This is a genomic window from Achromobacter sp. EG18, from assembly GCF_059759395.1.
Genome location: NZ_CM186213.1, coordinates 4,736,600 through 4,754,074, shown reverse-complemented (window position 1 = coordinate 4,754,074; position 17,475 = coordinate 4,736,600). Strand labels below are relative to the sequence as shown.

At 69.1% G+C, this 17,475-nt stretch carries 15 protein-coding genes; 6 read left to right on the top strand and 9 right to left on the bottom strand.

Annotation, left to right across the window (positions count from 1 at the left end):
- Window positions 1–23: 23 nt before the first annotated feature.
- The 9 genes from AC6CR5_RS21865 to AC6CR5_RS21825 form a co-directional block, all read right to left on the bottom strand.
- Window positions 24–1,250 (bottom strand): acyl-CoA dehydrogenase family protein, encoded by a 1,227-nt coding sequence (locus AC6CR5_RS21865; RefSeq protein WP_024067508.1) that lies wholly within the window; start codon window positions 1,248–1,250, stop codon window positions 24–26.
- A gap of 24 nt (window positions 1,251–1,274) precedes the next feature.
- Window positions 1,275–2,057: an aliphatic sulfonate ABC transporter permease SsuC gene (gene ssuC / locus AC6CR5_RS21860; RefSeq protein WP_049054204.1), complete on the bottom strand. Its 783-nt coding sequence runs from the start codon at window positions 2,055–2,057 to the stop codon at window positions 1,275–1,277.
- Window positions 2,057–3,229: an FMNH2-dependent alkanesulfonate monooxygenase gene (ssuD, locus tag AC6CR5_RS21855; RefSeq protein ID WP_024067506.1), complete on the bottom strand. Its 1,173-nt coding sequence runs from the start codon at window positions 3,227–3,229 to the stop codon at window positions 2,057–2,059. Before ssuD ends, ssuC begins: the two co-directional genes overlap by 1 nt.
- A 17-nt stretch (window positions 3,230–3,246) precedes the next feature.
- Complete coding sequence (locus AC6CR5_RS21850) at window positions 3,247–4,212, bottom strand: sulfonate ABC transporter substrate-binding protein (RefSeq protein ID WP_006387305.1); 966 nt, start codon at window positions 4,210–4,212, stop codon at window positions 3,247–3,249.
- 17 nt (window positions 4,213–4,229) lie between these two features.
- On the bottom strand, window positions 4,230–4,823 hold the full coding sequence (gene ssuE, locus AC6CR5_RS21845; RefSeq protein ID WP_006387304.1) for an NADPH-dependent FMN reductase: 594 nt from the start codon (window positions 4,821–4,823) through the stop codon (window positions 4,230–4,232).
- Between the two features lie 49 nt (window positions 4,824–4,872).
- A complete protein-coding gene (locus tag AC6CR5_RS21840) occupies window positions 4,873–5,679 on the bottom strand; it encodes a MetQ/NlpA family ABC transporter substrate-binding protein (RefSeq protein WP_006387303.1) in 807 nt (268 codons plus the stop codon).
- 1,018 nt (window positions 5,680–6,697) lie between these two features.
- Window positions 6,698–8,068, bottom strand: coding sequence for an LLM class flavin-dependent oxidoreductase (locus AC6CR5_RS21835; protein ID WP_200220743.1), 1,371 nt, complete (start codon window positions 8,066–8,068; stop codon window positions 6,698–6,700).
- Window positions 8,069–8,088: 20 nt separating this feature from the next.
- Window positions 8,089–9,303 (bottom strand): SfnB family sulfur acquisition oxidoreductase, encoded by a 1,215-nt coding sequence (locus AC6CR5_RS21830; RefSeq protein ID WP_498084950.1) that lies wholly within the window; start codon window positions 9,301–9,303, stop codon window positions 8,089–8,091.
- A gap of 3 nt (window positions 9,304–9,306) precedes the next feature.
- A complete protein-coding gene (locus AC6CR5_RS21825; RefSeq protein WP_054445997.1) occupies window positions 9,307–10,548 on the bottom strand; it encodes an SfnB family sulfur acquisition oxidoreductase in 1,242 nt (413 codons plus the stop codon).
- A 206-nt stretch (window positions 10,549–10,754) separates the two neighbouring features.
- On the opposite strand from AC6CR5_RS21825, the gene AC6CR5_RS21820 reads away from it, so the two are divergent.
- The 6 genes from AC6CR5_RS21820 (at window position 10,755) to AC6CR5_RS21795 (ending at window position 17,461) form a co-directional block, all read left to right on the top strand.
- The gene (locus tag AC6CR5_RS21820) at window positions 10,755–11,603 is read left to right on the top strand and encodes a hypothetical protein (protein ID WP_498084949.1); all 849 of its coding nucleotides are present in this window, start codon (window positions 10,755–10,757) and stop codon (window positions 11,601–11,603) included.
- Window positions 11,604–11,638: 35 nt separating this feature from the next.
- A complete protein-coding gene (locus AC6CR5_RS21815; protein WP_498084948.1) occupies window positions 11,639–13,327 on the top strand; it encodes an ABC transporter substrate-binding protein in 1,689 nt (562 codons plus the stop codon).
- A 12-nt stretch (window positions 13,328–13,339) separates the two neighbouring features.
- Window positions 13,340–14,317, top strand: coding sequence for an ABC transporter permease (locus AC6CR5_RS21810; protein ID WP_006387297.1), 978 nt, complete (start codon window positions 13,340–13,342; stop codon window positions 14,315–14,317).
- The gene (locus AC6CR5_RS21805) at window positions 14,314–15,198 is read left to right on the top strand and encodes an ABC transporter permease (RefSeq protein WP_020925510.1); all 885 of its coding nucleotides are present in this window, start codon (window positions 14,314–14,316) and stop codon (window positions 15,196–15,198) included. Before AC6CR5_RS21810 ends, AC6CR5_RS21805 begins: the two co-directional genes overlap by 4 nt.
- Window positions 15,195–16,904 carry an ABC transporter ATP-binding protein gene (locus AC6CR5_RS21800; RefSeq protein WP_054441344.1) on the top strand — a complete coding sequence of 570 codons (1,710 nt, stop codon included), beginning with the start codon at window positions 15,195–15,197 and terminating at the stop codon, window positions 16,902–16,904. Before AC6CR5_RS21805 ends, AC6CR5_RS21800 begins: the two co-directional genes overlap by 4 nt.
- A 119-nt stretch (window positions 16,905–17,023) precedes the next feature.
- The gene (locus AC6CR5_RS21795) at window positions 17,024–17,461 is read left to right on the top strand and encodes a universal stress protein (protein WP_024067497.1); all 438 of its coding nucleotides are present in this window, start codon (window positions 17,024–17,026) and stop codon (window positions 17,459–17,461) included.
- Window positions 17,462–17,475 lie beyond the last annotated feature (14 nt).

Sequence of the window (17,475 nt, the reverse complement as noted above, 5' to 3'; positions counted from 1 at the left end):
AATCTAGGTGAAGGTCATGCGCATCAGGAATACGCGGTGGGTTCGGGAATCTGGTCCAGCAGCGCGTAGCGGCCCAGGTCGCGGATCTTGTAGGCCACGGGGTCGTGCAGCGTGTGCACGCGCGCGTTGCGCCAGTAGCGGTCGTAGCCGTAGCGCGCCGCGGTGGACGAGGCACCGGTGACGTCGAACAGGCCGTTGCCCACCTCCAGCGCGGCGCGGTGCGCCAGCACCTTGGCCTGGGCCCCGGCCACCGCCACCTCGCCACGTTCGTCGGCGGTCAACGACGGGCCGCGCGCCAGCGCCGCGTCGAGCCGCTGGCCCGCCAGGTCGGCCAGCGCCTGCGCCGCCTGCACCCGCAGCCAGAACTCGCCGAAGCGCTCCTGCACGTAGGGATCGTCGGCATGGCGCTGCACGCCCGACGCGAACCAGGGCCGGGCGTCCTCGCGCACATAGCGGCGCGCTTCCTGGAAGGCGCCGCGGGCGATGCCCAGGTACAGGTTGGTCATGATCAGCTGCGCCACCTGAGAGCGCAGCGTGGCGCGCGGCGTGGGCGCGACGCCAGGCGCCTGCAGCACCTGCACCGGCTCCAGCCACACGTGATCGAAGCGCACCGTGCCGCTGTCGGTCTGGCGCTGGCCGAAGGCGTCCCAGTCGGGATTGACGGTGATGCCATCGGCGCGCGTGGGCAGCGCGGCGATCAGCGCCGTGCCCGAAGGCTTGTGCCAGGCGGAGAAGGTCAGCAGGTCGGATCCGACCGAGCCGGAGCTGAAGTTCTTGACGCCGTCGATGCGGTAGCCGTCCAGCTCGGCGCGCGCCACCACCCGGCGGTCGAGCGGATTGAGCGCATTGCCCCAGAACAGATTGCGTTCGACCGTGGGCGTCAGGAAATACGCGTGCTGTTCAGGCGTGCCATAGAGCAGCACGCCCGCCACTTGCAGATGATGGAAGCCGAACACGTGCGCCAGCGCGCTGTCGGCCTCGGCCAGCGTGCGCACCGCCGCCAGAACAGTCGACCAGCTTGCGCCGGCGCCGCCGTACTGCGTCGGCACCGACAGGCGCAGCAGGCCGCTGGCGCGGATCCGTTCGCGTTCGGCGGCGGCGTGGCCGCCCTGGCGGTCGCGTTCGACGGCGGTCGCCGCCAGTTGCTCGGCCAGGGCCTGGACAGCGCTGGCGGTATCAGCCGCGCGCGCCGGCGCGGCGCCGGTGGCGGGTGCACGGTCGGTATCGGGATGGGGATGGATCTTGGCCATGGCGTCTCGTCGCGAGGATGGCGTTCAGGCCGGCCGGTAGGCCGGGTTCCAGCGCAGCAGGCGATGCTCCAGCGCCCGCGCCAGGGTGTCGGCGGCCTTGCCCAGCAGCGCATACAGCAGGATGCCCAGCAGCACCACGTCGGTCTGCAGGAACTCACGCGCGTTCATGGTCATGTAGCCGATGCCGGATTGCGCCGATATCGTCTCGGTCACGATCAGGATCACCCACACCAACCCCAGCGCGAAACGCAGGCCCACCAGGATCGAAGGCAGCGCGCCCGGCAGGATGACGTCGCGATACAGCGGCCAGCCGGACAGGCCATAGGAACGCCCCATCTCGATCAACGCGGGATCGACCGAGCGGATGCCATGGAAGGTGTTGAGATACACGGGGAAGAACACGCCCAGCGACAGCAGCGCCAGCTTGGCGGTCTCTTCGATGCCGAACCACAGGATGACCAGCGGGATCAGCGCCAGCACCGGGATGTTGCGGATCATCTGCAAGGTGGTGTCCAGCAGGGTCTCGGCGGTGCGCGAGGAACCGTTCAGCAAGCCCAGCGCCAGGCCCAGCCCGCCGCCCAGCAGCAGGCCCCACAAGGCCCGCAGGGCGCTGATGCGCACGTGCTGCCAAAGCTCGCCCGACACCGCCAGCGACCAGGCTGCCGCCGCCACCGCCGACGGCGCCGGCAGGATGCGCGACGACAGCCAGCCGGCCTGCGCGGCCAGTTGCCACAGGCCCAGGATCAGGGCCGGGACCAGCCAGGGCGCCAGCGCCGCGCGCCAGCCGGGCTTGCGGACGGCATCCATCAGCTGGCCGCTTCCTTGGGCACCAGTTCGGTGGCCATGACTTCGCCGAACGGCCCCGTGAGCACCGTGTTGCCGACCTGCCTGCCGCCCTTGCCGGGCAGCAGCGGAAACACCAGCTCGGCAAAGCGGTACGACTCTTCCAGGTGCGGATAGCCGGAGAAGATGAAGGTCTCAATGCCCAGGTCGGCATATTCCTGGATGCGCGCGGCCACGGTCTCGGGGTCGCCCACCAGGGCGGTGCCCGCGCCGCCGCGCACCAGGCCCACGCCGGCCCACAGGTTGGGCGAGATCTCCAGGTGCTTGCGGCCGCCATGCTCGTCGTTGAGCTTGCCGCCGTGCAGCGCCGCCATGCGGCGCTGGCCTTCGGAATCCATTTTCGAGAACGCCGTCTGCGCGGCGCGCACGGCGTCCTCGCTCAGGTGGCTGATGAGGGCATCGGCGGCGGCCCAGGCGGCCGCCTCGGTCTCGCGCACGATGACATGCAGGCGGATGCCGAAGCGCACCGTGCGGCCATGCCGCGCGGCGCGCGCCTTGATGTCGGCGATCTTTTTCGCCACGGCCTCGGGCGGTTCGCCCCAGGTCAGGTACACGTCGAGCTGTTCGGCGGCCAGTTCGTGCGCGGCCTCCGACGAACCGCCGAAATACAGCGGCGGATACGGCTTCTGCACCGGCGGGTAGATCACCTTGCCGCCCTTGGACACCAGTTGCTCGCCCTCGAAGCTGTAGCCCTCGGCCTCGTGGCTGTTTGCCAGGATGCCGCGCCAGATGCGCAGGTAATCGGCGGTGATGGCGTAGCGTTCGTCGTGGCTGACGAAGACGCCATCGCCCTCCAGCTCGCCGGGGTCGCCGCCGGTCACCACGTTGACCAGCAGCCGCCCTTCGGACAGGCGGTCGAAAGTGGCGGCCATGCGCGCCGAGAATTGCGGCGAGCTGACGCCGGGGCGGATCGCCACCAGGAACTTGAGCCGGCGCGTGGCGCCGATCAGGCTGGAGGCCACCACCCACGCATCCTCGCAGGAGCGCCCGGTGGGCAGCAGCACGCCGTCGTAGCCCAGCGTGTCGGCGGCCACCGCCACCTGGCGGAAGTAGTCATAGCCCGCGGCGCGCGCGCCGCGGCTGGTGCCGAGATAGCGCGAGTCGCCGTGGGTGGGAATGAACCAGAAGACGTCCATGGAATGCCTGCCCTTGTCTATTTCAGGCCCGACGGCGCGGCGTCGAACACGTTGAGGGGTTTGGGAATCAGCTTGAGCGCGTGGAACGCATCGGCCACCTGCTGCTGTTCCAGCAGCACTTCCCGGGTGATCGGCTGCACGCCGTAGGCCAGCCGCTCGGCCGCCAGTTCGACCACCGCCTTGTCCAGTCCCAGCACCGGCTGCAGCAGCGCCACGGCCTCGGCGCGATGATCGCGCGCCCACAGGTCGCCCTTGCGGATCTCTTCCAGCACGGTCTGGATCACTTCGGGATGCGCTTGCTGGTACGGCCGCGCGGCCAGGAAGAACTGGTAGTTCTTGACCACGCCGGTGCCATCGGCCAGCACGCGCGCGCCCAATTGCTTCTCGGCCGCGGCCTGGAACGGATCCCAGATCACCCAGGCGTCGACCGATCCGCGCTCGAAGGCGGCGCGGGCGTCGGCCGGTGTCAGGTAGGCAACGTTCACGTCGGCATAGGGCACGCCGGCGCGCTCGAGCTGCTTGACCAGCAGGTAGTGCACGTTGGAGCCCTTGTTCAGCGCGACCTTCTTGCCCTTCAGGTCGGCCACGCGCTTGATCGGCGAATCCTTGGGCACCAGGATCGCCTCGCTGGTGGGCGACGGCGGTTCGTTGCCGACGTACACCAACGCAGCGCCGGCGGCCTGCGCGAACACCGGCGGCGCTTCGCCCACCGTGCCGAAGTCGATCGAGCCAACGTTCAGTCCTTCCAGCAGCTGCGGGCCGGCGGGAAACTCGGTCCACTTCACCGTGATGCCCTGCGCCGCCAGGCGCTTGTCCAGGTCGCCCAGGGCGCGCACGATGGTCAGCGTGCCGTACTTCTGGAAGCCGATGCGCAGCGTCTTGGCATCCTGCGCCTGCGCGGCGGGCCACAGCAACGCCGCGCACAGCAGCGCCGCCAGCCAGCGGAAGACGGAAAGACGCGATATCCAGATCATGCTGCGCATGGAAACTCCTTTTTGGTTCAGACGCTGAAGCCGCCCGCGAGCGCGAGCCGGCCGAGATCGAAGGCTTCATTGACGACCACCCCGCGCGGCCGCAGCTGCTCGGCCAGGCGCTCCACCGAGTCCTCCAGCCGCGTGCGCACGTCGTCATCGATATGGCTGGCGCCGTCATCATCGACGCGCACCTGCTTGTCCGTGGCGTAGACGCCGGCCAGGATGTGGCGCGCGCCCAGCGCCGACAGCACCGGCTTGAGCCCGTACTCCAGCGCCAGCAGATGGGCCGGGCTGCCGCCGGTGGCGATGGGCAGCACCACCTTGCCCGCCAGCGCCTTTTCATCCAGCAGGTCCAGCACCGCCTTCAGGCCTCCGGAAAACGACGCCTTGTAGACCGGCGTCGAGATCAGCACCGCGTCGACCGCCGCCACGCGGGCCCGCAGGGCGTTCGCGGCCGGACCGGCGTAATGACCTTCGATCAGGTCTTCGGCGGGCAGGTCGCGCAGTCCCAGTTCGGCGATGGCCAGCCCGCGCGCGCGCAACAGGTGCGCGGCATGGCGCAGCAAGGCGGAGGAACGGGAACGCTGCGACGGGCTGCCCGCCAGGGTAAGGATGCTCATGTTGGATGCCGGTGTTGCGTTGGAGAGTCGTGCGCGGCGCCTGCGCGGATCAGAAGGCGGGAATCAGCGAACCCTTGAATTCGCTTTCGATGAAGCTGCGCACTTCGGGCGATTGATAGGCGGCGACCAGCTTCCTGACCCAGGGCTGGTCGCGGTCCTTGGTGCGCACCGCGATCACGTTGGCATAAGGGCCGTCGGCGGCCTCGCGGCCGATGGCATCGCGCGCCGGCACCAGGCCGGCCTGGGTGGCGTAGTCGTTGTTGATCGAGGCGGCCGTCAGGTCATCGAGCGAACGCGGCAGCTGCGCGGCGTCCAGCGCCACCAGCTTGAGCTTGCGCGGGTTGGACACCACGTCCAGCGGAGTGGCGTTGTTCTTCTGCTCGGCCTCCGGCTTGAGGGTGATGAGCTTGTAGGCGGCCAGCAGGCGCAGGGCGCGGTTGCCGTTGGACGGATCGTTCTGGATGCCCACCGACGCGCCTTCGGGCAGGTCGTTGAGCGACTTGATCTTGCGCGAGTAGAAGCCCAGCGGCGCGGTGACGGTCAGGCCGACGGGAACGATGTCGAAACCGCGCGCCTTGATCTGGTTGTCGAGGAACGGCTTGTGCTGGAAGGCATTGGCGTCGAGGTCGCCGGCGTTGAGGGCGGCGTTCGGAAGTTGGTAGTCGTTGAACTTGACCAGCTTGATCTCCAGGCCTTCACGGGCGGCGACCTGCTTGACGACGTCGAAGATCTTTTCGGTGGTGCCGACGGAGATGCCGACGGTGATGGTCTTTTTCTCTTGCGCGTCGGCGTGGGCCGTACTGGTCAGGGCCAGGGCGAGGGTGGCGGCGGTGAGCAGGTGGCGGGTGAAGGACATCGTGTTTTTTCCGACGGGATTCGAATGGGATGACTGGATTCTGTCATTGCGAAATCCTTGGGAAAAATACTTAGTGGGTATGAGGATATGTGTTGTGGGTTGATGGTTTGGGTTGCTTTGTCGTTTTGGAAATATGACGTTATTGCTGGGGGTTTTGGTTTTTTGGGGAGCGGGGGGATTTGAGTTCTTAAGGCGCGCGTGTCGGGGTCGGTGGGGGATGGCGGGGCTACGATTGCGGTCCGGAGCGTTCGCTCCGGACTGCCCCGGGCTCAACCTCGTACGCCTTCGGCTCCCTACGGTTTCCGCCGGGCGCATCTACACGCCCCGCCATCCCCCACCGACCCCGCCACGCGCTCGCGATGAGGCTTAGCCTCGGGCTTTGGGGCGGGCGGTGTGCTTGGCGTTTTGGCGCACATTGGGGCTGGAGGGAGGGTCTTGCGGGGCCCGCCGCAAGCCGGCCGCGCGGGCGGCCTTTTGCGGCTTACGCGGCGTCTTGCGTCGGGGTGATGGCGCTCTCGCGTGTGGGAGAGACCAAATCGTTTGCTAGTGAAAGCCCGTTGGCATCACAACGGTTTGTGGTCGGCGCGAGAGGTCGTCACGCGCAACATGCCTTATGCCGCGCCGACCACCACCGCCCCTCCCCTGACGTGCGGAACCATTAGAAAACCGCCCACCGCCAGCGCGCAGCGCACCCGCAACACTTTCAAATGCACAGACGCCCATCGTGGCCGCCCGCGCGGCCGCGATGGGCAGCCCCGCAGATTCCATTCCCTGCACACAGGTCTAGCAGCGCGACAAGCCTAGACGCACGCAGCCCCTCGGTCGGGCGGACCCGATGGCGGGCAACCTCGATGCGCCCGAGGGAATCCGAAGGAGTCGCCGAAGGCGAGGACGAGGATGAGGATGGGGCAGTCCGGAGCGAACGCTCCGGACCGCAATCGTGGGCGCCCGCCATCGGGTCCGCCCGCCCGAGGGGCGACCTACGAAGCAAAAACTCACCCGCCAACAAAAAAACAACCTAAGCCACCACCCGCCGATACTCCCCAGCAGCATGCCCCCCCGCCAGCAACGCCCGCCCCGCCCCAAACAACTTCTCCCGCAACGTCCCCCCCGCATAAGCCGTCTTGTACACGCCTCGCTCCTGCAACTCCGGCACCACCAGATCCACGAAATCCGCATAGCACTCCGGCGTCACCGTCCTCGCCAGGTTGAAGCCATCGATGTCCGTCTCTTCGACCCACGACGCCAGCTCATCGGCCACCTGCGACGCGCTGCCCACCAGCGCCGGATAGCGTCCGCCCAGCGCCATGTCGGCCAACAGATCCCGCACCGTGCGGTCGGTGCGCGCCACCGTCAGGTTCTTTACCGCTGACTCGATCGCGTTGTTCTTCACGTAGCGGATCGGTTCGTCCGCCGCGTAGCGCGAGAAGTCGATGCCGGTGGAGCTGGCATAGTGGGCCAGGCCGGCCTCGGGATTGGCGTAGCGCAGGTACTCCGCGTGCTTCTCGCGCGCCTCGGCCTCCGTGCGTCCCACCACCGCCGTCACGCCCATGAAGAACTTGATGTCGCGCGGGTCGCGGCCCTCGCGCGCCACCGATTCGCGCACGCCCGCCACCAGTTTGCGCAGGCCTTCCTTGGTCTGGCTCGACACGAACACGCATTCGGCGTGGCGCGCCGCGAAGGCCTGGCCGCGGCCCGAGGAGCCCGCCTGGTACAGCACTGGCGTGCGCTGGCGCGACGGCTCCGAAAGATGGTAGCCCTGGACCTTGTAGTACTTGCCTTCGTGATCGATGCGCCGCACGGCGGCCGGGTCCGCGTAGACACGCGTGCGCCGGTCGGCGCGCACCGCGTCGTCGTCCCAACTGCCTTCCCACAGCTTGTAGGCCACCTCCAGGAACTCGTCGGCGCGGTCGTAGCGTTCGTCGTGCGCGATCTGTTCCGACAACCCCATGGCGCGCGCCGCGCTTTCCAGGTAGCCGGTGACGATGTTCCAGCCGATGCGGCCGTCGGTCAGGTGGTCCAGCGTCGAGAAGCGGCGCGCCAGCAGGTACGGCGCCTCATAGGTCAGGTTCACCGTCACGCCAAAGCCCAGGTGGCGCGTGACGGCGGCCATGGCGGACACCGTCAGCAGCGGGTCGTTGACCGGCAGCTGGATCGACTCACGCAGCGTCAGGTCGGCCGAGTCCTGGTACACGTCGTAGACGCCGACGATATCGGCCAGGAACAGGCCGTCGAACAGGCCCCGCTCCAGCAGGCGCGCCAGGTCGGTCCAGTAGTCCAGCGTCTTGTACTGCGTCGAGGTATCGCGCGGGTGGGTCCACAGGCCGTGGTTGATATGGCCGACGCAGTTCATGTTGAACGCGTTCAGGAGGATCTGCTTTTTCGCCATGGCGTGCCGTTCCGAGGGAATCAGGTGGTGCCGACGCGGCCGGGCACGGCGTCGTTCAGGTAGTAGTTGCCGACCGCGTGGCGCTTCCAGCGCACCGGATCGTGCAGCGTGTGGGTGCGGGCATTGCGCCAGTGGCGGTCCAGGTTCAGCTGATCGAGCGTGGCTTGCGTGCCGGCCAGTTCGAACAGCTTGGTGCCGGCGGCCAGCGCCGATTCGGTGGTCAGGGCGCGGGCCTCGGCCACGGCGATGGCGGCGGCGGCCACCAGGTGAGGTTGCGGGTCGGCGGTGGCGGCGTCGAGGATGCGGCCGGCGCGCGCCACCAGCGCGCGGGCCGCGTCCAGGCGGATCGACAAGCGGCCGAACTCGCTGATGGTCAAGGGATCATCGGCGGCGCGCTCGACCCCGGCGTCGATCCACGGCCGCGAGCGGTTGCGCACGAAATCCAGCGCGTCCGCCAGCGCGGCCTGGCCGATGCCCAGGTCGATGGCGGCGTGGATGATCTGCGCCAGCGGCTTGATGGTGTTGGGCGGCGCGGAAGGGTCGACCAGCACCATCACGTCCTCGGCCGGCACGGCCACGTCCTGGAACAGCACGGTGCCGCTGCCGGTCACGCGCTGGCCGAACCCCGACCAGTCGTCGATCACCTCCACGCCGGGGCTGTCGCGGCGCACGAAGGCCAGCCGCTGCAGGCCGTCCTCGCCCACGGTCGCGGTGGGAATCCATTGCGCATAGAGCGCGCCGGTGCAATAGAACTTGCTGCCGTTGATGCGCCAGCCGCCGCCGTCGGCCGACAGGCGGGTGCGGCGTTCGGCCGCCGTGCGCGTGCCGATTTCGGCCAGCGCGTTGCCAAAGCGTTCGCCCGCCAGGGCGCGGGCGTAGAAGCGGCGCTGCTGGTCGGCGTTGCCGTTCACCCGCAGCACTTCCAGCGCGTAGTAATGGTTCTGCGGGATCTGCCCGAGAGAGCCGTCGGCGCCGGAGATGATGGCCGTCACTTCGGCCAGCGTCACGCGCGACACGCCGGCGCCGCCGTGCTCGCGCGGCACGGTGATGCCCCACAGACCCGATTGCGAATAGCGCTCCAGCTCCGGCAGCGGCAGGCGGCGCTCGCGGTCGCGCTGCGCGGCTTCGCGGGCGAAGTCGGCGGCAAGCTCGCGCGCCACCGCGATTGCCTCGCCGTCGCTGCCGATGATGGCGGCGCGTCGCGGCGCCAGGGTGGAAATGGCTGTGTCGGTCATCGCTCAGATCCAGGAATGACGGTTGGGACGGCGGCCGTTCAGCAGATAGTCGCCGACCGCGTGGTACTTCCAGCGCACCGGATCGTGCAGGGTATGCGTGCGGGCGTTGCGCCAATGGCGGTCCAGGTTGAACTCCGCCAACGACGCGCGGGCGCCGGACAGCTCGAACAGCGTTTCGCTGGCCGCCAGCGCGATCTCGGTGGTCAGCGCCTTGGCCCGCGCCACCGCGATCGAGGCGGCGGCGACGTCGTCGGCACCGAGCGCGCGCGGCGTGGCTTCATCCAGGTGCGCCGCGGCCTCGGCCAGCACCGCCTGCGCCGCGTGCAGGTCGATGAACAGCCGGCCGACGTCGCCGATCACATAGGGGTCCTGCGTGGCGCGTTCGACGCCGGCCTCGGCCCAGGGACGGGCACGCTCGCGCAGGAATTTCACAGTGTCGTTCAGGGCCGCTTCGGCGATGCCGGCGTCGATGGCGGCCTGCATCAGTTGCGCGAACGGCCCCTGCAAGGCGGGAGTCTCCTGCAGTTTCCAGGCCGGCAACACACTGTCCGCCTCGACCCGCACGTTGTCCAGCAGCACGGTGCCGCTGGCGGTGGTGCGCTGGCCGAAGCTGGACCAGTCGTCCACCACCGTCAGGCCGGCGGCGCCGCGTTCCAGCAGCACCGTCACCAGCCGGTCCTCGGTATCCAGCGCCTTGGTCGGGATCCAGTGCGCATACAGCGCGCCAGTGGAATAGAACTTGCGCCCGGACAGGCGATAGCCGTCGCCATCGGCCACCAGCCGCGCCTGCACATCGCGCGCATGACGCGTGTGGCGTTCGGGCCCGGCGTTGCCCAGCCTGCGGCCGGCCAGCACGCCCTCGTAGTAGCGCCGCTTCTGCGCCGGCGTGCCGACCTGCCGCAGCAGGTTGAGCGAACCGAAGTGGTTCTGCGGGATCTGGCCCAGCGACGGGTCGGCCGCGCTGAGGATGCGGAACACGTCCGCCAGTGTCACATGGGATACCTGGGCGCCGCCGTACTCGCGCGGCACGGTGATGCCGCCCAAGCCACTGGCCGAATAGCGCTCGATCTCGCGCCACGGCAGGCTGCGTGTCTGGTCGCGGTGCGCCGCGCCCTGGGCGAAATCCGCCGCCAACGCCTGCGCGGCTTCGATAGCCTCGCCGTCGCTGCGGATGCGGGCGGCGGGCACCACGCGCGGAGCCTCGTCGTCATCGATCGGGAGGGAGAAACTCGCGGCTTGCGGCATGGGAGGATGCGGACAGTTGGGAAAGAAGCAGCCTATCGGCCCGCCACGCCGCGCGGAAGGACGGATTTCTCATGCGGATATTTGGAATCGGTATATGCGCCGCGCCCCCTTCGTCCCTACTGTTAGCAGCCCCGGCGCCGGCATATCCAAATCACGAAAGAGTGTTTGCGGCGCGCTTTGGCGCTTGCTTAGAGTCGAGCTTTTCCGTGACTACCCGCGCCGCCTTCATGCCCGTACTGGATCTGCCCATTGCCCTGGATTACGACGGCGCGCTGGAAACGCGCCTGTTCGACGACATCCGCCTTGCGGTCGCGCCGCACATTCCCGCCGCGCGCCTCGATCCGCCTCGCGACCTGGCCGCCGTCGCCGAGCGCCAGGCGGCCGGCGAATACGCGATCTGGAACACCGTGCACGATCTGTTCATCACCCAGGTGGCGGCACATGCCATCGCCGGCCTGTTCCGCGACGACACCGATTTCCAGTTCGCGCTGGCGCGCCAACTGGGCGATGACGCGGCCCACGCCGAATTCTCGCTGGCGCGCGCCAGCCTGCTGCTGGAGCGCGATGCCAGGCCCGAGGTCGAGCAGGGCGTGCGCGACGCCTGGGACCTGGTTGGCGGCTTCGCCCTGCGCAACTGGCAGAACTTCCTGGCCTGGCAGTTCCACTACGAGCACTACATCCTGGCACGGCTGTTCGTGAATCGCCGCACCGCGAAGGTGCTGGACTTCGGCCACCGCGAGTTCGGCGAAAACCGCATCCTGCCCGACGAGGAAGCCCACCGCATCCGCATCACGCAATGGTGGCTGCGCAAGCTGGCCGGCGCCGACGAAAGCGAGCGCCACGAATGGACCCAGGGCCTGGTCCAGGCCGACGAGGACGTACAGCGCCTGCTCGGCCCCTACCTGCGGGACTCCTGGCAACTGAACCTGCGCGCCACCGGCCTGGACACGCGCAACCACGTGGCGCTGTACGACGCCTGGCGGCGCGAACTGCTCGCCACCCTGCTGCGCGTGGCGCCCGACGACCTGCCTTCCCTGACCAGCCTGGCCTCCTGACGCGGCCGCTCCCCCTTACGACCGAAGGAATCCGCATGACCCAGCCCTTGCCCCCGGCGCACGAGACCGACGCGCCGCAGGATACCGTCAACCCCCTGCGCCGCTGGCTGATGGGCGCCGGCGCGCTGATGGGCGTCGGCGCCCTCTTTCCCAACGTGATCATGGCGCCCGCCCATGCCGACACGCAGAGCCTGCCGAACACGCTGGACGGCGCGGTCAAGGGCGGCGTGCTGAACGCGGTGGTGCACCCCGAGCCGCCCACGCTGGCTTTCTACCTGAACTCCTCCACCCCTACCGGCGCGGTCGCGAGCAAGATCTTCGACGGCCTGGTGGAATACGGCCCCGACCTGAAGCCGCGGCCGGTCCTGGCGGAAAGCTGGAGCGTGTCGGAAGACGGCAAGACCCTCACCTTCAAGCTGCGCCAGGGCGTGCTATGGCACGACGGCAAGCCCTTCACCGCCGCCGACGTGAAATGGTCGGCCGAAGAGGTCTGGCTCAAGCACGCGCCCAGCGCGCGCCGCGTGTTCCAGTACCTGCAGCGGATCGAGACGCCCGACGACCACACCGTGGTGCTGCACCTGTCGCAGCCCACGCCAGTGGCGCTGAACGCCATCGACTCGCTGGGCGCGCCGATCCTGCCGCGCCACCTGTTCGAAGGCACCGACATCCAGAACAATCCGTACAACAACAAACCGGTGGGAACCGGGCCGTTCGTCTTCAAGGAATGGAACCGCGGCAACTACATCGTGCTCGAACGCAATGAGCACTACTGGCAGCCCGAGCGCCCGTTCCTGGACCGCATCGTCTGGAAGATCGTGCCCGACGTCTCCGGTCGCGCCACCGCGCTGGAGACGGGCGCGGTCTCGTATGGCGAGCGCAATCCGGTCGCCTTCACCGACGCCACCCGGCTCGCCAAACTGCCCAAGCTGGCGGTGGACACCGCCGGCTACAACGGCTTTGCCGCCTGGCTGTGGCTGGAGACCAACCTGCGCGACCCGATCCTGTCGAACCTGAAGGTACGCCAGGCCATCGCCCACGCCGTCAACAAGCAGGCGCTGGTCAAGACCGTGTGGAACGGCTATGCCGAGCCCTTCGTCAGCCCGGTGCCGTCGCTGGTCAAGCCCTATCACAACCCCAACGTGCAGCAGTATCCCTACGACCCGGCGCTGGCCGAGAAACTGCTGGACGAAGCCGGCTACCCGCGCGGCGCCGGCGGCTGGCGCTTCGCGCTGACGCACGACTACATTCCGTTCGGCGACGACTACCGCCGCACCGGCGAGTTCGTGCGGCAGGCGCTGCGCAAGATCGGCATCGACGTGACGCTGCGCGGCCTGGACCTGGCCACCTGGACGCGCAACGTCTTCACCGACTACAACTTCCAGCTCATCAGTTCGTGGGGCACGGTGCTGATCGACCCGCAGCTGGGCGTGGAGACGCGCTACTGGAGCAAGGCGGAAGCGCGTGGCACGCCCTGGTACAACGTGTCCGGCTACAACAATCCTGAAATGGACCGCGTCATCGAGGCGGCCCAGGTCGAGACCGATCCGCAAAAACGCATCGAGCAGTACAACGAGCTGCAGCGGCTGGCGCAGCGCGACCTGCCGCTGATCGGCCTGTTCGAGTTCCGCTGGTTCGGCGTGTGGGACAAGCAGTTGCGCAACGTGACCGACGCGTCGTCGCACTCGCGCAACAACTTCGCCCACGTCTGGCTCGGCAAGGCCTGAGGGGCCGGCGATATGCTTGCGCGCCTGCCCCGTCCCGTCCGCTACCTGCTGCAGATCCTGTTCGTGGTGGCCGCCACCGGAGTGGCCAACTTCTTCCTGCTCAAGCTGGTGCCGGGCGACCTGGTGGACGTGATCGCCGCCGAAAACAGCGGCATCACTCCCGCCCACGTGGCCGAGCTGCGCCAGGCCTACGGGCTGGACCGGGGCCTGCTGGCGCAGCTCGGCTATTACCTCAAGAGCCTGGCTTCACTGGACCTGGGCTATTCGTTCCGCTATGGCGAACCGGTGGCCGACCTGATCTTCGGCCGCCTGCCGGCCACCCTGGCGCTGATCGGCACCGGCCTGGCCTTGTCGGTGGCATTGGGCGTGCTGCTGGGCGTGCTGGCGGCACGGCGGCCGCACGGGCTGCTGGACACGCTGCTGTCGGGCCTGGCCACGGCGGGCTATTCGGCGCCGATGTTCTGGACCGCGTTGATGCTGATCGTCGGCTTTGGCGTGCACCTGGACTGGCTGCCGGTCGGCGGCATCCGCGACGTCGGCGCCGCCCATACCGGCGGCGCGCTGTGGCTGGACTACGCGCGGCACCTGGTGCTGCCGGTGGCCACGGTGGCGATCTATTACGTCGCCATCTACGCGCGGCTGTCGCGCGCGTCCATGATCGAGACGCTGCAGGAAGACTACATCCGCACCGCCCGCGCCCGCGGCAACAGGGAGGGCCGGGTGGTCTGGCGCCACGCGCTGCGCAACGCCATCCTGCCGGTGGTCACCATGCTCGGCCTGCAGAGCAGCGCGCTGCTGGGCGGCAGCATCGTGGTCGAGACCGTGTTCGCCTGGCCCGGCCTGGGGCAACTGTCGTTCGAGGCCATCGCCAGCCGCGACGTCAACCTGCTGCTGGGCATCCTGCTGATGAGCGCGGCGCTGGTGGCGGTGATGAACATCGCCGTGGATGCCTGCTATGGCCTGCTCGACCCGCGCGTGAGGAAAGCATGAAGCACGCCTTGACGTTCCTGGCGCGCCTGTTGCGGGCGCCTTCCGCCGCCATCGGCGCGGCTGTGCTGGTGTTGCTGGTGGCCGCCGCCGCCACGGCCGGCTGGCTGTATCCGGGCGACCCGCTGGAAATGGTCGGCGCGCCCTTCACCTGGCCCGGAACCGACGCGGAATTTCCGGCCGGCACCGACCTGATGGGCCGCGACATCCTGGCCGGCCTGTTCCACGGCGCCCGAGTCTCGCTGCTGGTGGGCGGCGCCTCCGCCGCCATCGCGCTGGCGCTGGGGCTGCTGGTGGGCGCCATTGCCGGCTACGCCGGGCCGCGCGTGGACGCGGTGCTGATGCGCCTGACCGAACTGTTCCAGACGGTGCCGTCTTTCCTGCTGGCGATCGTGCTGGTGGCGATCCTGGGGCCGTCGCTGTCGACCATCATCTTCGCGCTGGGCGTGACCTCCTGGACCGGCATCGCGCGCCTGACCCGCGGCGAGTTCATCACCCTGCGCCAACGCGAATTCGTGCGCGCCGCGCAGGCGCTGGGCGCCGGCCACGCCCGCATCATCTTCCGCGAAATCCTGCCCAACGCCCTGCCGCCCATCATCGTGACCACCGCCGTTCTGGTGGCCAACGCCATCCTGTCCGAGGCCGGCCTGTCGTTTCTGGGGCTGGGCGACCCAAACGTGGTCAGCTGGGGCAGCATGGTCGGGGCCGGGCGCGAGGCGCTGCGCACCGCCTGGTACATGACCGCCCTGCCGGGCCTGACCATCATGGCGGCCGTGCTTGCCCTGAACCTGTTGAGCGACGCCGTCAACGACGCGCTCAATCCCAAGCTGCGGCGGCGCGCCGCCGTGGCGCCCGCCGCCCCGCTACCGACCGCCTCCCCATGAGCACACTGATCGACATCCAAGGGCTGAACGTGGCCTTCCCCGGCCATCAGGCCGTCAGCGCGCTGGACCTGCGCATCGCCGCCGGCGAGACCCTGGCGCTGGTGGGCGAATCCGGTTGCGGCAAGTCCACCACCGCGTTGGCGCTGCTGGGCCTGCTGCCGCGCCACGCCCGCGCCAGCGGCCGCATCCTGTTCGAGGGCCGCGACCTGCTGGCGCTGTCCGAGCGCCAACGCTGCGCCCTGCGCGGCGACCGCATCGCCATGATCTTCCAGGAACCGATGACGAGCCTGAACCCGGTGCTGACGCTGGGCCAGCAGATCGGCGAAGCCCTGCGCCTGCATCGCGGCGCCTCGGCCCGGGCCGCGCGGCAACGCGCGATCGAACTGCTGGACCTGGTGCGCGTGCCCGAGCCGCAGCGGCGCGTCGACGACTACCCCCACCTGCTGTCGGGCGGCCAGCGCCAGCGCGCCATGATCGCCGCCGCCATCGCCTGCGAACCCGCGCTGCTGGTGGCCGACGAACCCACCACCGCCCTCGATGTGACGGTGCAGGCGCAGATATTGCGGCTGCTGGACGACCTGCGATCGGAACTCGGCATGGGCCTGCTGCTGATTACTCACGACCTGGCGGTGGTGGGCGACTGGGCCGACCGAGTGGCGGTGATGGTGGGCGGCGAGAAAGTCGAGGAAGGCGCTGCCGCCACGTTGCTGTCGCGACCGCGCCACCCCTACACCCGCGGCCTGCTGGGCGCCTCCCTGCGGCTGGACGACGCTACCCACTATCGCCAGCGACGCCTGCCGGAAATCCGCTCGCGGCTCGATCCGGCCTCGGGGCGGCCCATATTCGGCTTGGTGACGCCCCCGCGCGTGGCCGCGGCCAATGACCCGACCGCCGGCGATCCTCATCCCCTGCCCTTGATGCAGGTGCGCGACCTGCGTGTCGACTACGCCACGTCCCAGGGCGCCAAGCACGCGGTGGACGGCGTGTCGTTCCAGATCGCGCCTGGCGAAACGCTGGGCCTGGTGGGGGAATCCGGCTGTGGCAAATCCACCCTGTCACGCACCCTGGTGCGGCTGCTGGCCCCCGCCGCCGGACAGGTCCTGCTGCGCGGCCAGGACACGTCGCGCCTGGACCGGCGCGGCCTGGCCGCCTACCGCCAGAGCGTGCAGATGATCTTCCAGGACCCCTACGCCTCGCTCAACCCGCGCCACACGGTCAACGACATCCTGGAATCGGCGCTGCGCATCCACCGCGTGGCCGATCGCCAGGAACGGCGCCGCCGCATCGCCCACATGCTGGACGCGGTCGGCCTGCCGCAGAGCGCCCTGGCGCGCTACCCCAGCGAGTTCTCGGGCGGCCAGCGCCAGCGCATCGGCATCGCCCGCGCCCTGGTGCTGCGGCCGTCGCTGGTGATCTGCGATGAACCGGTGTCGGCGCTGGACGTATCGGTGCAGGCGCAGATCCTGAACCTGCTGGTCGACCTGAAGGCCGAGTTCAACCTGTCGTACCTGTTCATCTCGCACGACCTGTCGGTGGTGCACTACCTGGCCGACCGGGTGCTGGTGATGCACGCCGGCCGCATCGTCGAGGAAGGCCCCAACGCCACCCTGTGGCGCGAGGCCCGCCATCCCTACACGCGCAGCCTGATCGAAGCGCTGCCGCGCGGCCTGGACGGGGAAGGGGAAACCCTGCGTCGCCGCGCCTGACAGGGCGGGCGCGGGCGGCGCCAGACAGTCATCCGAACGCGGTACTGGATTGCGGGCAGGGGCGGGCCTATACTGGATTCGCCCTTGCTGGACGTTCCTTTTCTCAAAGGAGACGCAACATGTACAGGCATCTGCTCATCGCCGTGGACGGCTCCCTGCTGTCCGAATCGGCCTTCAAAAAGGCGCTCGTTTTCGCCAAGGAAATGAACGCCGCCATCACCCTGCTGCGCGCCATCCCGGAAGACCACCTGACGGTCTACCAGGCGGAAATGCTGGGCGCCCACCAACCCCAGCACACCGACCAGGCGCGCAAGAACGCCACCGGCTACCTGGAAGGCCTGGAAACCGAGGCGCGCCACGCGTTGGTGCCGTGCGAGACGGCCGTGGTGGTCAACGACCACCCGCACGAAGCCATCGTCGACACGGCGCAGCAACGCGGCTGCGACCTGATCGTGATGGGTTCGCACGGCCGCCACGGCATGACGGGCTTCCTGCTCGGCAGCGAGACCCAGCGCGTGCTGGCGCGCACCAGGCTGCCGGTGTTGGTGTTCCGCTAGGGATCGCCGCGCGA

Bases quoted from the DNA above. Each gene is read 5' to 3' on its own strand.
- AC6CR5_RS21800 (WP_054441344.1), top strand. From the start codon at position 15,195: ATGAGCACACTGATCGACATCCAAGGGCTGAACGTGGCCTTCCCCGGC.
- AC6CR5_RS21815 (WP_498084948.1), top strand. From the start codon at position 11,639: ATGACCCAGCCCTTGCCCCCGGCGCACGAGACCGACGCGCCGCAGGAT.
- AC6CR5_RS21865 (WP_024067508.1), bottom strand. From the start codon at position 1,250: ATGGCCAAGATCCATCCCCATCCCGATACCGACCGTGCACCCGCCACC.
- AC6CR5_RS21795 (WP_024067497.1), top strand. From the start codon at position 17,024: ATGTACAGGCATCTGCTCATCGCCGTGGACGGCTCCCTGCTGTCCGAA.
- ssuD (WP_024067506.1), bottom strand. From the start codon at position 3,229: ATGGACGTCTTCTGGTTCATTCCCACCCACGGCGACTCGCGCTATCTC.
- AC6CR5_RS21850 (WP_006387305.1), bottom strand. From the start codon at position 4,212: ATGCGCAGCATGATCTGGATATCGCGTCTTTCCGTCTTCCGCTGGCTG.
- ssuC (WP_049054204.1), bottom strand. From the start codon at position 2,057: ATGGATGCCGTCCGCAAGCCCGGCTGGCGCGCGGCGCTGGCGCCCTGG.
- AC6CR5_RS21825 (WP_054445997.1), bottom strand. From the start codon at position 10,548: ATGCCGCAAGCCGCGAGTTTCTCCCTCCCGATCGATGACGACGAGGCT.
- AC6CR5_RS21810 (WP_006387297.1), top strand. From the start codon at position 13,340: ATGCTTGCGCGCCTGCCCCGTCCCGTCCGCTACCTGCTGCAGATCCTG.
- AC6CR5_RS21830 (WP_498084950.1), bottom strand. From the start codon at position 9,303: ATGACCGACACAGCCATTTCCACCCTGGCGCCGCGACGCGCCGCCATC.
- AC6CR5_RS21840 (WP_006387303.1), bottom strand. From the start codon at position 5,679: ATGTCCTTCACCCGCCACCTGCTCACCGCCGCCACCCTCGCCCTGGCC.
- AC6CR5_RS21835 (WP_200220743.1), bottom strand. From the start codon at position 8,068: ATGGCGAAAAAGCAGATCCTCCTGAACGCGTTCAACATGAACTGCGTC.
- ssuE (WP_006387304.1), bottom strand. From the start codon at position 4,823: ATGAGCATCCTTACCCTGGCGGGCAGCCCGTCGCAGCGTTCCCGTTCC.
- AC6CR5_RS21805 (WP_020925510.1), top strand. From the start codon at position 14,314: ATGAAGCACGCCTTGACGTTCCTGGCGCGCCTGTTGCGGGCGCCTTCC.